The organism is Ruegeria sp., from assembly GCF_965199275.1.
Classification (GTDB): Bacteria; Pseudomonadota; Alphaproteobacteria; order Rhodobacterales; family Rhodobacteraceae; genus Ruegeria.
The window spans coordinates 19,022-32,607 of record NZ_CBDAQX010000013.1; the positions used below are offsets into that span (position 1 = coordinate 19,022).

General features: G+C 59.4%; 14 protein-coding genes. 9 read left to right on the forward strand and 5 right to left on the reverse strand.

Annotated features, from left to right (window positions below):
• The first annotated feature begins 131 nt into the window (after positions 1-131).
• The 9 genes from ACOERD_RS08225 (at position 132) to ACOERD_RS08265 (ending at position 10,218) form a co-directional block, all read left to right on the forward strand.
• Positions 132-1,358, forward strand: a complete 1,227-nt coding sequence (locus tag ACOERD_RS08225; protein WP_419738687.1) for a phage minor head protein — start codon at positions 132-134, stop codon at positions 1,356-1,358.
• Positions 1,343-1,813, forward strand: coding sequence for a hypothetical protein (locus ACOERD_RS08230; protein WP_419738688.1), 471 nt, complete (start codon positions 1,343-1,345; stop codon positions 1,811-1,813). The genes ACOERD_RS08225 and ACOERD_RS08230 overlap by 16 nt, the downstream gene beginning before the upstream one ends.
• A 513-nt stretch (positions 1,814-2,326) precedes the next feature.
• Entirely contained in the window at positions 2,327-3,166 is an 840-nt protein-coding gene (locus tag ACOERD_RS08235) for a flagellar motor protein MotB (protein WP_419738689.1), read from the forward strand.
• A 91-nt stretch (positions 3,167-3,257) separates the two neighbouring features.
• Positions 3,258-4,553, forward strand: coding sequence for a flagellar hook protein FlgE (locus ACOERD_RS08240; RefSeq protein WP_419738690.1), 1,296 nt, complete (start codon positions 3,258-3,260; stop codon positions 4,551-4,553).
• 27 nt (positions 4,554-4,580) lie between these two features.
• Entirely contained in the window at positions 4,581-5,501 is a 921-nt protein-coding gene (flgK, locus tag ACOERD_RS08245; RefSeq protein ID WP_419738691.1) for a flagellar hook-associated protein FlgK, read from the forward strand.
• A 132-nt stretch (positions 5,502-5,633) separates the two neighbouring features.
• Positions 5,634-7,376 carry an IS1634 family transposase gene (locus ACOERD_RS08250; RefSeq protein ID WP_419737624.1) on the forward strand — a complete coding sequence of 581 codons (1,743 nt, stop codon included), beginning with the start codon at positions 5,634-5,636 and terminating at the stop codon, positions 7,374-7,376.
• A 171-nt stretch (positions 7,377-7,547) separates the two neighbouring features.
• A complete protein-coding gene (locus ACOERD_RS08255; protein WP_419738692.1) occupies positions 7,548-8,117 on the forward strand; it encodes a flagellar basal body rod C-terminal domain-containing protein in 570 nt (189 codons plus the stop codon).
• Positions 8,118-8,215: 98 nt separating this feature from the next.
• Positions 8,216-9,127, forward strand: a complete 912-nt coding sequence (locus ACOERD_RS08260) for a flagellin (RefSeq protein ID WP_419738693.1) — start codon at positions 8,216-8,218, stop codon at positions 9,125-9,127.
• Positions 9,124-10,218 carry a flagellar basal body P-ring protein FlgI gene (locus tag ACOERD_RS08265; RefSeq protein WP_419738694.1) on the forward strand — a complete coding sequence of 365 codons (1,095 nt, stop codon included), beginning with the start codon at positions 9,124-9,126 and terminating at the stop codon, positions 10,216-10,218. Before ACOERD_RS08260 ends, ACOERD_RS08265 begins: the two co-directional genes overlap by 4 nt.
• Before the next feature lie 24 nt (positions 10,219-10,242).
• Here ACOERD_RS08265 and ACOERD_RS08270 read toward each other — a convergent pair whose 3' ends face one another.
• Genes ACOERD_RS08270 through ACOERD_RS08290 form a run of 5 tightly spaced genes read right to left on the reverse strand, consistent with a single transcriptional unit; the run spans position 10,243 to position 13,581 of the window.
• The gene (locus tag ACOERD_RS08270) at positions 10,243-10,887 is read right to left on the reverse strand and encodes a DUF1523 family protein (protein ID WP_419738695.1); all 645 of its coding nucleotides are present in this window, start codon (positions 10,885-10,887) and stop codon (positions 10,243-10,245) included.
• Between the two features lie 10 nt (positions 10,888-10,897).
• Positions 10,898-11,164, reverse strand: a complete 267-nt coding sequence (locus ACOERD_RS08275; protein ID WP_170720793.1) for a hypothetical protein — start codon at positions 11,162-11,164, stop codon at positions 10,898-10,900.
• A 1-nt stretch (position 11,165) separates the two neighbouring features.
• Positions 11,166-12,503 (reverse strand): DUF6638 family protein, encoded by a 1,338-nt coding sequence (locus tag ACOERD_RS08280; RefSeq protein WP_419738696.1) that lies wholly within the window; start codon positions 12,501-12,503, stop codon positions 11,166-11,168.
• Between the two features lie 30 nt (positions 12,504-12,533).
• Entirely contained in the window at positions 12,534-13,439 is a 906-nt protein-coding gene (locus tag ACOERD_RS08285) for a restriction endonuclease (protein ID WP_419738697.1), read from the reverse strand.
• 7 nt (positions 13,440-13,446) lie between these two features.
• On the reverse strand, positions 13,447-13,581 hold the full coding sequence (locus ACOERD_RS08290; protein WP_419738911.1) for a hypothetical protein: 135 nt from the start codon (positions 13,579-13,581) through the stop codon (positions 13,447-13,449).
• Positions 13,582-13,586: the final 5 nt, after the last annotated feature.

The following is a 13,586-nucleotide window of genomic DNA, read 5'->3' on the forward strand; positions in this document are numbered from 1 at the left end:
CCACAGCGCTTCAGCCCCGGGAAGCCATAGAGTTCTTTCGCGCCAAGGGCTACGCCCCGCCTGAAGGGCGCTATTCCTGGCGCGACTGGTGGGGCGCCTCCCATGCGCGCGGCTTCGTGGTCGCCAAGGCGATGCAGGACGATCTGCTGGCCACGATCCGCGAAGCCGTGGACGAGGCCATCGCCGGGGGCTGGACCATGGAGCAGTTCCGCGCGGCGCTGGAGCCAAAGCTCAAGGCCGCCGGATGGTGGGGCCGCAAGAGCATGACCGATCCGCTCACCGGCGAGACCCGCATCGTACAGCTTGGCTCGAAACGCCGCCTTGCCGTCATATTCGACACCAACCTGCGCACCGCATATGCCGCCGGACGCTGGATGCGCATCCAGCGCACCAAAGAGGTCTTTCCCTATCTCGAATATATCCAGCTCCAGCGCGCCAGCCGCCGCGCGGCGCATCAGCCTTTCCACGGGCTGGTTGTGCCGGTCGATCATATCTGGTGGGCCGCGCATTTCCCGCCCAACGGCTATTTCTGCGCCTGTACCACCCGCCAGCTCTCCGCCCGCGCGCTGGAACGCCGGGGCCTGACCGTCGCCACCGAGCCACCAATGGAAACCCGCAGCCTGACCGATCCCCGCACCGGGCGCAGCCTTGAGGTTCCCAAGGGCATCACGCCGGGCTTTGAGACCAACCCCGGGGCCACATTCCTCGCCGAGCAGGGCCGCCATGATGCCATCGCCGAGGGCCTGGACCCGGTGGCGCGCGGCATCGAACTGGGGCTGATCCACGAAGCCCGCGCACGCGGCCTCAGAACCGGCAATGAACATCTCGCCGCCATCGATCTCGACGCCGACACCCCCGTGCGTGGCGGCAATGCCGCACCCGTGGAATGGGTGGAGGGCGCGCGAGACCGGGTCGACTTGTCTCCGGAGATGCTCGACATATTGAGAGACCCGGCCCGCCGTATCGGCGTCGTGCACAATCATCCCGATTCCGCAGCCCTGTCATCTGTTGATCTTGAGCAGCTGGAAAAGCGACCCGGCCTCGTGCGCGTCGTCGCCGTGGGCCATGATGGCTCGCTCTTCCGCGCCACCGATCCCCGCCCCGGGCTTGGCCACACCGCCAATCGCCTCTGGCAACTGGCCACGCTGCGCATCAACGAGCAAGCGGCCGGTCTCGACATGAACGCCCCCGCCATGCAGCGGCTGGCCTCCCATGCCGCCGCCAGCGCACTGGACCGCGCAGGCTACGTCAACTATGCTCACGCCATCGCCGGGGGCAGCCGCGTCAACCTGATGCGCTTTGGCGAAGACCGCATGGAGCAACTGATCGCAGGACTTCTCGAATGGCTGGTTTCCTGACATGGGAAGACCTCGAAAGGCACGGTCTCACCGAGTGCGACCCACGCGATCGCGAAGAGCTCGATGATCGGCTGTTCGGTGATTTCCTCTACGATCATGAGCCAGGGCAATCCGTGGACTGGCTCCGTCAAACACTCAAATCCGGCAAACCGACCTGCGGCGCCGGATTCGCCGTGGAACTGAGATGCTCCATCGGGGCTGTCAGAAACGGCCTGCGGTTCCCCTGGGGTGCGGGCCTGCCCGAACCCGCAGAGATTCACCGATTGCGGGATTGCGTCCGCGAGGCCATTGCGCAGATCACCGCATGGGTCGATCTGCACGGTATCGACTGCCTTGATACCCCTGAGGAAGAGGCCGCAGCCCGGCAGGGATGGCCTGATGCCGAGGGCAAGGCCTGGACACCGCCATGGGACATCCTCGGGATCGAACCGCCCGACTGGTGGGGCCGTCCCTGAACCGCCCTAACACAGGCCCTAAACGCATCTTCAAAGCCCCGTTAAACGCCAATGCCACGCGCTCTGACCGATCGGCGCAATCCGGGTGTTCTGGCCTGCGCAGATCGTGGAAAATCCGCCCGATTCCGGGCCCTGAAATGCGAAGAAAAAACCAGCGTTTTCCGGCGATCTGAACCACTGAGCGGTCGAGATTGGGCAAATCACTGTCGCAAGCCCGATTTTGAGCCCTCATCGTCACGCCTCCTCAAGCACCCGAAAAACCCCTTATTCTGCGCGGTTTAACGCCCCTCATCCCAGATAGGCCCGGATAGGCCCGGATAGGCCCGATTGAGCATTAATTCTGTCGGGGCACAGGAGGGCATTGAGAACAGCTTCAACCGGCTGTCCCTGATACTGCGCAGGGCGTCGGCCGGCTTGCCACGATGAGGCGAAATCCGAAGCATTTTAAGTGTTAAGCCGCCCTTAAGACCTGCACTGCTACGCCTGTAACTGGGTGATAAAAAGGTGGTGGAGATGGGTGCGCAAACCAACGCGGCGCCAATCATCATCAAGAAGAAGCGTGTATCAGGTGGCGATGGCCATCACGGTGGCGCGTGGAAAGTCGCATATGCGGACTTCGTCACGGCCATGATGGCTTTCTTCATGTTGATGTGGCTGCTGAATGCAACGACCGAAAAACAACGCAAAGGGCTGGCGGATTACTTCTCGCCAACGATTCCGGTGAACCCGGTCTCGGGTGGTGGCGATGGGGCCTTTGGCGGCAACAACATGTTTTCCGAGAAAACGATGGTGATGGACGGATCGGGCGCAAGCGCCCGTCACCCAAGCCCTGCCAAGCAGGCGCGCGGGTCGACGGGGGTGGAGCCTAACGGCGGCAGCACGGGGACGACGCAGGATTTCTCGACGCTCGAAGCGCAGCTGTTGGGCCGCACGGGCGAGAGCATGGTGTCGGACAAGGTCCTCAAACACATCGTGACCCGCGTCACAGACGAAGGGCTGGTGGTCGAGCTGTTTGATACAGAAGATCAGCCCCTGTTCGAATCGGGAACCGACAAACCGACCGCAGTGATGCGCGCGCTTACCCTGCTGGTGGCCCGCTCATCCGATCTGGTCAAAAATCAAATTGCCGTCGAAGGGCATGTCAGCGCGTCCCCGGTTGTTCTGGCGCGCAATCCGGCATGGGATCTGTCCACCGCGCGCGCTCAGGTGGTCCGTCAAATGCTTGAGGATAAAGGCGTTCTGGATCAACGGCTTGACCGCGTGACCGGAAATGCTGATCGCGAGTTGTCCGACGGGAACCCGATGGCCCCGCGCAACAACCGGATCGAAGTGATTTTTCTGCGCAACCGCTAAAGGATAGGTCGCATTTTACCTGTTAGCGCGCTGTTAAGGCCCAGCGCGTTACCTGTTGCATCAACGATTGACGCAACAGAAGGGCGTGCCAATGACCATTTCCTCTTCGCTGAATGCCGGTGTGGCGGCGCTGAAGGCCAATGCCAACAGGTTGGCGACAATTTCAGATAACATCGCCAACTCCTCGACCTTCGGCTACAAGCGGGTGGAGACGGATTTTCATTCCATGGTCACCTCGGGCCAGGGTGGCAGCTATTCTGCCGGAGGTGTTCGCACCACAAGCCAGCGGCTGATTGATCAGCGCGGGTCGCTTGTCACGACAAATAACTCGACCGATCTGGCGGTGCGCGGGCGCGGGATGCTGCCGGTGCGACCAAGCTCGCAAATCGCGGGCGGTTCGAATGAGATGTTGCTGACCACCACCGGGTCGTTTCGCACCAATGATCAGGGCTATCTGGTCACCGAATCGGGTCTCGTGCTTCTGGGATGGCGTGCGAATCCGGATGGCTCGATCCCTGCTGTGCCACGGGATACGCCCGCGGCGCTTGAACCCATTCAGCTGAGTGTGAACCAGCTGTCCGGCGCTCCGACAACACAGATGAACCTGCGCATGAACCTGCCCGCCACTGCCACAGATGCGGGCGCGCCAGGAGATTCGCAGCCCCTATCCGTTGAATATTTCGACAACCTGGGCAAATCCGAAAGCGTCGATATCGAGCTGGTGCCAACCGTCCCGGCAGCAGGGTCGAGCAATGAATGGACCATGATCATGCGCGATTCGGCGTCAGGAGGGGCGGTGATCGGCGAATACACTCTGACCTTCACCGACAGCCGGACCGCAGGCGGTACGCTTGCCACGGTCACTCCGGTAACAGGTGGCGCGTATGATCCGGCAACCGGCAGCGTGGTGGTGAACGTCGCGGGCGGCCCGATGGAGATCAATATCGGCCAGATCGGCGATGCGGATGGGATCACGCAATTGTCGGACACCTTCGCTCCCGTCTCGATCACGCGCGACGGGTCAGCGGTGGGAACGATGACCAGCGTTCAAGTCGATGAAAACGGATATGTCTACGCCTTCTACGACACTGGTGTCAGCCGTCGCATGTTCCAGATCCCTCTGGCAGATGTCCCAAACCCAAACGGCCTGACCGCGCTGGATAGCCAGACCTACGCACCGTCGCGCGAAAGCGGCACTTTCTTCCTGTGGAACGCGGGCGAGGGCCCGACAGGCGACCTCGTCTCCTTCGCGCGCGAGGAATCCACTACGGATGTCGCGACCGAACTGACCTCGATGATCCAGACCCAGCGCGCCTATTCCTCAAGCGCAAAGGTGATCCAGACCGTTGATGAGATGTTGCAGGAAACCACCAATATCAAACGCTGACTTTGACCCTCGGAAAGGACCCGTCGGATGAACCTGTCGACAGCTTTGAACAACGCCATGAGCGGCCTGACCGCCACCAGCCGCGGTGCGTCGGTCGTTTCCGGGAATATCGCAAACGCCCTGACGCCCGGCTATGCGAAACGCTCACTGGAACTGACAACCAGCCTGATCTCGGGCAATGGGGTGCGCACTGCTGGCATCGTTCGACATCAGGACCCTGTCCTGACGGCCAATCGCCGCGCCACTGACGCCGATCTGGCCCATCACTCTGCCAAATCGGATTTTCACACGCGCTTCGAAGGGTTTGTTGGCATGCCCGAGGACCCGACATCGATCTCAAACCGATTGGCCGGATTTGAAAGCAGCCTGATCACGGCGGCCAGCCTGCCGGATTCGGTCGAACGGCTGGATCAGGTGGCCCGCAGCGGACGCGATCTAACTGCCAGCCTGAACCGAGCCTCCGAAGGTCTGCGCCAATTGCGCTCGGACGCTGATCGGACAATCGGGGCGCAGGTTGCAAGCCTGAACCAGACCCTCAAGGATATCGAAGATCTGAACGCCAGAATCCCTGCGATCCGAAACTCGGGCGGTGACATCAATGCCTTTCTGGATCAACGGCAGGTTCTGATCGACCAAGTCAATAAGCTGATTCCGGTCAATGTCGTCCCGCGCGACAATGACCGTGTTTCTCTCTACTCCGATGGCGGGCTGATCCTGCTTGAAGGCAAAGCGGCTGAGTTTTCCTTCACCACCACAGGCGACATTCAACCTCATATGACCGTTGGCAACAGCCTGCTGTCGGGGCTGGAGATGAACGGAAACCCGGTCCGGACCAGCGGTGATACCGCACAGATCCGCGGCGGGGCTCTGGCGGCCCAATTTGAAATCCGCGACCAGCTTGCGCCCGAGGTGCAAACCCAACTCGACACGGTTGCGCGTGATTCCTGACTTCCGACCTTTTTGTTGATCTGACTGGGTTTTTGGTTTGTTTTCAGGTGTGGTTGCTCAGAGGCGCGTTGTAGTGCCCCATTATTATAAAAAGTATTGACATGGGCCTTCAGATGGCTAACCTCTTCGCCCATGTTCATCCGCACCAAACATGACGCAAAGCTCAACCGCACACGGATCCAGATCGTTGAATCCGTCCGCACCGGCTCCAAGGTACGCCAGAAGATCCTGCGCCATGTGGGTGTGGCCCATAACGACAGCGAGATTGAGGATATCAAGCGTCTGGCGGGCCGCTTGATGGAGCAATTACGCATTGATCGCTCGCCGCAAATGGAACTGTTCACGCCCACGGAATATGCCGATCTGCAGGCGCTGGTGCGCCGCGCTCCGCGGCCGGACAAGCTTGGCGTTGATCTTGCCGAGTGCCGTGAGGAGGCGCGGGTCTCTCTGGGTCTGCGGGATGTCATGGGGACGATGTATGACCAACTGGGTTGGGGGGCCCTTCTGGGGGCGGCGCGTAAAAGTGCCAATCGCATTGTGAAAGAGCTGGTTATGGCGCGGATCGCACAGCCCGAGAGCAAGCGCGCGACCGTGGAGGCGTTGGAGAACCAGGCAGGCATCACGCTCAATCTGGACGTGGTCTATCGGAGCATGGATTACATCAATACGCCGGTGATAGACGGGATTTGCAAAACCTCTCACGCGGCGGCAGAGAAGTTGCTGGGCGGGCCAGTGACCGTGCTGTTCTACGATTGCACGACCCTGGCCTTTGACACCGAGCGCGAGGACCCGGCCGAGGATGCGGACGGGGTCGAGCAGGATCATCTTCTGGCCAAGGGCTTCAGCAAGGATGGCAAGCATCACCGCGCTCAGGTCATGCTGGCGCTGATCGTCACCTCCGATGGGCTGCCTGTGGGCTATGAACTCTTCCCGGGAAACACCTGGGAAGGTCATACGCTGGAAGCTGCGCTGAAGGCGTTGGAGGGACGCTTCGACGTGGCCAGGGTCACGTTCGTGGCCGATGCCGCCATGCTCAGCAAGGACAACCAGCAGATGTTGCAGAACAAGGGTCTGCCCTACATCCTCGGCTATCGCATGAAGTCCGCCCCGGCCGCCGTGAAGGCGAACATTTTGAGCCCGGAGGGACGCCAGCCTTGGGCTGGACACGGTTCTGAAGAGGCAACCGAGAAGGGCTGGTACAAGGTGATCGACCAGGAGGGAGCGCGGGTCATTGTGACCTGGTCACCCACCCGGGCACGCAATGATGCCCACAAGCGCGACAAGGCAATCGAAAAGCTGCACAAGAAGCTCAAGCGCTCTCGCAAACCCGGCAGCTTCAGCAGCCGGGGATATGGCCGCTTCCTGGCCTTCCCCGACAGCGGGGACGTCACGCTGGATGATGCAAAGATCAAGGCAGCGGCACAATGGGACGGGCTGCATGCCATTGTTGTTCATGGTGCGGACGAACTGGAGGCACAGGACGTCATTGCCCGCTATCACCAGTTGTGGGAGATCGAAGCCTGCTTCCGCACCAACAAGCACGATCTGAAAATCCGGCCCATCTATCACTGGTCGCCGCGTCGGGTCCGGGCCCATATCGCCATCTGCTACATGGCCTTCTGCTGCCTGCAGCACCTGCGCAAGCATCTGGACCTGCTCGGACACCCGATGAGCCCGGCTCGTATCCGCAACGAGTTGAACGCATTGCAGCTCTCGATCCTGCGCCACAAAGGCACCCCTGACCGCTACGGCATGCCAAGCCATGCCACGGTCGATGCCAGACGCATCCTCACCTGCGTCGGCCTGACCTGGAACGAAGCCCCTTTCAAGATACCCCCCGGGCGCACCCGAAAAACTGGCCAGACCAAAGCCTGAGCTCCCTCAACACTCCGAAACAATCGCTGGCGAAAAAAGTCCGTGTAGTGCCTTTTGGCAACCAAGGCATAATAATATCAATGACTTATACGAAAAAATGTCGGAAGTCAGGAGATCCGCGGCGGGGCTCTGGCGGCCCAATTTGAAATCCGCGACCAGCTTGCGCCCGAGGTGCAAACCCAACTCGACACGGTTGCGCGTGATTTAGTGGAGCGGTTTGAAACACCCGGGTTGGATCCGACCGCATTGGCCACTGATCCGGGCTTGTTTACCGATGGCGGAAACCGTCTAGATTTGACGATGCTGACGGGGCTTGCCGCTCGCATCAACCTCAACACGGTCGTTGACCCGGATTCCGGCGGCGACAGCTGGAGGCTGCGCGCTGGTCTCGGCGCTGCTGCCCCGAACGATCCCGGAGATTCGACCCAGTTGCAGGCGTTCAGCGCCGCTCTGATCGAAGCCCGCCCGGTCGCCGGGGCGATCTTTGGCACCGGAAACATGCGCGCTTCTGAGATTGCCGAGGCGATGACGTCGCGCGTTGGCGCGGATGCCCATGTCGCCGAACAACGCAAAACATTCGCCACCGGTGCCCAGAAGCAGATGCAGCAGCTAGAGGCAGAACAGGGCGTTGATACCGATCAGGAACTGCAACAGTTGATGCAAATCGAACAGGCCTATGCGGCCAACGCTCGTCTCATCTCGGTCGTGGATGAGCTGATGGACACCCTATTGAGGCTATGAACATGACGCTGACATCCATAGGCGATCTTGCCCGAGGTCTGACCTTGCAGACCCGGTCCACCCAGATCAAGCAACAGATTGAAACGCTTTCGTATGAAATGTCGACCGGCAAGGTGCAGGACGTCTCAGGCCATCTGGGCAGGGACTATTCGCACCTCCTCGATCTGGACCGTAGCCTGACGCGTTTGGATGCGTATGGCATCGCCACGTCCGAGGCCAAGCTGTTCTCCGACGCGATGCAGCAAAGCCTTGGCGTGTTCAGTGACTCTACTGGCGAGATGACGGCGACGTTGCTGGCCTTTGGCACAGCAAATCACGCTGTGACGCATGAACAGGCCTCGGTCCAGGCCCGGAATGAGCTTGATACGATGATGTCCGCGCTGAACACCCGGATTGGCGGCCGCAGCCTGTTTTCGGGCACGGCGACGGATGTCTCGCCGCTGCCTTCGGCCGAGACCTTGCTGACCGCGCTTGAGGCTGAGTTGACGGGCTTGGTGACTGTGACCGACATTCGCAACGCAGCCGAGGCTTGGTTCAATGACCCCGCAGGTTTTGACGCGGTCATCTACCAAGGGTCGAACGCCGCGCTGCCATCGATGCAGATTGCCGAAAATGAACGCATTAATCTCGATATCACAGCGACGGACCCTGCGCTGAAGGCGGCGCTCAGGGATGTTGCTATCGCCGCGCTGGTTGCCGACGATGCCTTGGCGGTGCCGAACGATCAGCGCACCGGGTTGTTCAAGCAGTTGGGCGTTGCCCTGGCAAATGCGCAGGATGACACGGTCATTTTGCGGGCCGAGGTCGGTGCAGCCGAAGCGCGCGTCGAACAGGCGACAAGCCGCAATGCCGCCGCGCGCACCAGCCTGGAATACACCCGCAATGCCCTGATCGAGGCCGATCCTTATGAAACGGCCACCAAGCTTCAGGCGGTGCAGTTCCAATTGGAAAGCCTCTATTCCGTCACCGTTCGCAATGCGAACCTCTCACTGGTGAATTTCCTGAGATGAGGGTTCTTGTTTTTCTTCTGGCTCTGATGCCCAGCCTTGCTTTCGCCGGCGCAATCCGTCTGAAAGATCTGGTTGATTTCGATGGGGTGCGCGGCAACGATCTGGTCGGCTATGGCCTTGTCGTGGGCCTGAATGGAACCGGTGACGGGTTGCGGAATTCACCCTTCACCGAAGAGATCATGTCCAACATCCTCGAACGGTTGGGCGTGAACGTGAATGGCGAGGATTTTCGCCCCAAGAATGTCGCCGCCGTCCTTGTGACGGCCAGCCTACCCCCGTTTTCACGGGTCGGAGGGCAGATCGACGTCACCGTCTCGGCTATCGGGGATTCGAGCAGCCTGTTGGGCGGTACGTTGATCATGACCCCTCTAAACGCAGCGGACGGGCAGATCTACGCCGTGGCCCAAGGCACAGTTCTGGCAGGCGGCGCATCGGCTGAGGGTGAGGCCGCGACCGTCGTCCGGGGCGTTCCGACCTCGGGCGTGATCCCATCCGGCGCGCGGGTCGAGCGCGAGATCGACTTTGATTTGTCCACCCTGACCCAAATGCGGTTGGCCCTGCGTGAGCCTGACTTTACAACAGCGGGCCGGATCGAAACGGCCATCAACCGAGAATTCAACCGTGCCGTGGCCATAATGCGCGATTCCGGAACCGTTGAGCTGAACATCGCAGCCACTCAGTCCGTGTCCACAGCGCACGCTATCGGTCGGATCGAAAACATTCTAGTTGAGCCTGAAACCAAGGCCCGCGTTGTGGTCGATCAGCGCTCGGGCACGATTGTCATGGGGCAAGAGGTTCGGATTTCTCGGGTCGCGGTGTCTCAAGGCAACCTGACTTTGACAGTGGAAGAGGCTCCGATTGCCATACAACCCAACCCGTTCGCTGACGGAGAGACCGTCGTGGTGCCCAGAACCTTCGCAGGCATCGAAGAGGAAGAAGGCACCGGCCTGGCCGAGATCCCCGAAGCCACCACCCTGTCAGAGGTCGTGGCCGGGCTGAACGCCCTGGGGGTTTCGCCGCGCGACATGATCGACATTTTGAAAACGATCAAAGCCGCGGGCGCCCTGCATGCCGAATTCATCGTACGATAGAGGCCCCCTTCACGGGCCGGGCCCCTATTTTGATTTCCAACTATCCAGCCAACGGCGGAAGCGACCGCGCCGTTCATCGATAGCGTCGCCTGCGGCATAGATCCCATCTTCCATCGACTCGAGCATTGGGTCGATCCGAGCCTGACGGAACCGGCGCCAGCGTACCCAAAGCGCCCAGACAATGGCAGCAAAGACCGTCAGGAAGACAATGTTGAACCACGGGATGATCCGCACGTCCGGCCCCTCGACCGGTTTGATAAAGACGGCGTTAGGGAAGATAGACATGAACTCATTGCGCCAGCCATAATGGGTTACAACAACCCAGTCGGGGTTGTTCTTGTCCGAGATCGCGTCATTGGCCTCGGTGTACAGGTTGGCGGTGTCGAACTTGAAATAGAACGGCCAGCCCCAGCCGGTATCCTCGTTCCGATAGACGATGGGCTTCCCGTTAGCACGGACGGCCTGGATAAACTGCACGTCGCGGTTCGACAGGCTGGCAGATTGGTCTTCGGGCTCGGACCAGAAAATACGGGTCCAGTCGTTCAGATCTTGCCGTTCTTCATAGGTGTTCACGATGCGCACAACATCATGCTGCGGCAGCGAGTATTGCAGGATCACAGCGACACTGCCCCAGAAGATGATAATGAATGCCCATTTCACATAGGCCATGCTGTAACCCTCACATATAATTCACGATGTAGATCAATGCGCCGATTGCCACCCAAGGGACAATATAAACCGCCAGGATCAGTTTGCGCCGGAACGAATTGTCGTAGACGTGCAGCCCGCGTTCCACAAAGGCCTCTTTGTTTCCCTGTTTGCCCTTCTCGTCCCACCACGTCTCAAGCTTGCGACGGCGGACGCCGCGCGAATAGAACGACAGCGCGAAATAGGCAATTGTCTGCAGAACCAGCAGGACCAGAAACAGGCGCATCGCTCCGAACATATCAACTCCTCCCGACTGCGCCCCAGGGGCCGACCCGCGCGAGAATTGTATCGCTGACACGATCTTCTCCACTCATATCCGGTTCATGACCGAACAGAGCCGCACGGGCGCCGGATTTATCCACTTGATACTCGCGGGCCAGAAACTCGGCAACATAGGCCTTCTTGGCCTCGGGCCATGTGGCATAGGTTTTGTAGAACAGCTCTTTGTGGCAGATAAACATCTGGCGAGGATCCAGCGGAGCCAGTTCGGACAGCAACCTATTCACCAAATCGCGGTACGGCGTATCCGCGGCGCGCAACGTGTAGAAATACGCCGGATGGTCCGAGGTGATCCGCGGCCAAGGCCCCCCATCCGTCGCCCAGCGCAAGAGTTGGGCGAGACCGTGATATGCCTCGGGCAAGCGATCCGAGTGGTTTCGCGCCAACCGCCTCATATCGCGGCGATCCAGCCCCATCAGATCAACATCAGCATCTGCGGCGGCGGCAACGGTCAGGAAATCCATCTTTTGCTGAAGGATCGCCGCCGCATCCACGCCGCGCGCCTTCACTATGGGTTCGACCAGATCGTTATAGTCGAGGAGTTTGGCAATCTGGTTCCGTTGAGACGGGTCAAACGTATATTTGATTTTCAGATCATCAGGCTTTTCGCCCATGCAAATCGCCGCCGGGTGATCCATGTCCGGGAACAGGTACAGCCCGCCGAAATGCGCCGTCCAGAAGTTGCGCTGCTCAAACGCCGTGTGGCGGAGGTGGACCGGGTTGCGGGTGACGTCTCCGGTTTCTTTCGCCGTTTCGATCATCCGGGCGATCAGCACGTCATCGAACCAGGCATCCTCAGCGGTTTTGAACTGTTCGACCATACCCGCCAGCTGCTCGGCCTTGCGCAGAGTGCCGCCTGCGGTATCGGCCTCAATCTCGATCTTGCGCAAGTTCAGCAGATCATTGGCCGTGGTGAGTTTGAAGACCGAGTTCACCAGCTCTCCGGCCACCGCATCGGTGGCGGTCAGGGCAAACAGCTGCGCCTCGTTCATCTCGATGAATTCACGCAGAATATCAGGCGAGGTCGAGAATTTGACGTTCAGCAAAGGCGCGTGTTTCTGTTCGGTCGTCAGCAGGATGAACTGCCGGTTGACCCCATTGGGGTTGAGGTAGAGCGGATCGTCCAGCTCAATCCCCACCTCCGGCGAATAGCCCGAGATATCGACATGGAAATCCGTCAGCGCCGTGGTTTTGCCCGCCAGATGCTGCAGCGCGCGGTTATACCGCTCGACCAGAGCCGGGCTGGAGATGTGGACGAGGTTGCCGAACATCAGGCCTTTTTCGATGAGGCGTATCACGAAGCGAACTTTCCTTCCCTTTGTTTGATACTATACGCTGGCAAAAAACTTCTCATCTATTGTCACCGCCTCAATCATTTGTGTCGCCACACCAAGATCATTTTCTTTGAGCAAATCACACAGGCGATCTCCATCAATGAGGTCAATCGCAGTAGCTCCATCTCGTGTGGCCTCGTCCGATGCTTGCGCGGTGAAGTTGCCAGTTGTGATGAATAACCCTTTGTCAGCTCGTCCCATCATCGCGCCTCTAAAATCGCGAATTTCTGACGACCCGACACTTCCTTTGTAGCGTCTGCACTGAAAGAAAACCTGAAAAGAAACGAGGTTCACGCGAAGTACACCAACACCATCAATTCCACCATCACCGGACTTCCCTCGGACTTCGACTTTGGTGAAACCCGCTTCCCGTAGCAAACGCTGTGCCAAACGTTCAAAAGCATAAGGGTCCATCTGCTTTAATGTCGCGAGCAACCTGGATTTCCACGTCTCTGTGTCAGGTGTCTCTTCGGACTTGTCGCTCTGATCAGACGATGAAAACAACTCGGGCTCGTCTCCGTTCTGCTGTTTCTTTTTCCGTCTTTCGCGCGCTCTAGCTTTTTCTTCTTCGTTAACCTGGTCGATTATCCGTTGAGTATCACCAATAGTCTCAATCGTGCTTCCAAACTCAGTTAGCGCCCAAATACCGCGAGCGGAATTCTCGAGGGCTCCGCCCTTCTTCAAAAAAGTTCGAGCCCAAGCGAGATAGTAGTTCAATCGTGGTTGACCCTGATTGGTTCCGGTCATCATGTAAGACTGTTCTTCCTCAGAGACGCCTTCAATTTCCGCAACCTTCTCGTCCAGTTCGTAAATACTTGCTGAACCCCCCACCTGCTTCATAGCCTCTACAGTTGCCAGCATCATGCCCGGCATCTCCGGGTAGCCTTCTGCTTCAATCACAAATCTTCTATTCAATGTTCTTTCCTTCAACAAACCGCCGCTTGGCCTCTTCCATCCGGCCCATCTCACGGACGACGTTCTCGATGGCGAACTCGTCACTCTTGTCGGCTATGCGGAACTCACCGTCGAGTTGGGTTTTCATCTTGC

Coding starts and splice junctions, on each gene's coding strand:
- flgK (WP_419738691.1), top strand. CDS start 4,581: ATGAACCTGTCGACAGCTTTGAACAACGCCATGAGCGGCCTGACCGCC.
- ACOERD_RS08290 (WP_419738911.1), bottom strand. CDS start 13,581: ATGAAAACCCAACTCGACGGTGAGTTCCGCATAGCCGACAAGAGTGAC.
- ACOERD_RS08225 (WP_419738687.1), top strand. CDS start 132: ATGCAGGACGATCTGCTGGCCACGATCCGCGAAGCCGTGGACGAGGCC.
- ACOERD_RS08240 (WP_419738690.1), top strand. CDS start 3,258: ATGACCATTTCCTCTTCGCTGAATGCCGGTGTGGCGGCGCTGAAGGCC.
- ACOERD_RS08260 (WP_419738693.1), top strand. CDS start 8,216: ATGTCGACCGGCAAGGTGCAGGACGTCTCAGGCCATCTGGGCAGGGAC.
- ACOERD_RS08275 (WP_170720793.1), bottom strand. CDS start 11,164: ATGTTCGGAGCGATGCGCCTGTTTCTGGTCCTGCTGGTTCTGCAGACA.
- ACOERD_RS08235 (WP_419738689.1), top strand. CDS start 2,327: ATGGGTGCGCAAACCAACGCGGCGCCAATCATCATCAAGAAGAAGCGT.
- ACOERD_RS08265 (WP_419738694.1), top strand. CDS start 9,124: ATGAGGGTTCTTGTTTTTCTTCTGGCTCTGATGCCCAGCCTTGCTTTC.
- ACOERD_RS08250 (WP_419737624.1), top strand. CDS start 5,634: ATGTTCATCCGCACCAAACATGACGCAAAGCTCAACCGCACACGGATC.
- ACOERD_RS08270 (WP_419738695.1), bottom strand. CDS start 10,887: ATGGCCTATGTGAAATGGGCATTCATTATCATCTTCTGGGGCAGTGTC.
- ACOERD_RS08230 (WP_419738688.1), top strand. CDS start 1,343: ATGGCTGGTTTCCTGACATGGGAAGACCTCGAAAGGCACGGTCTCACC.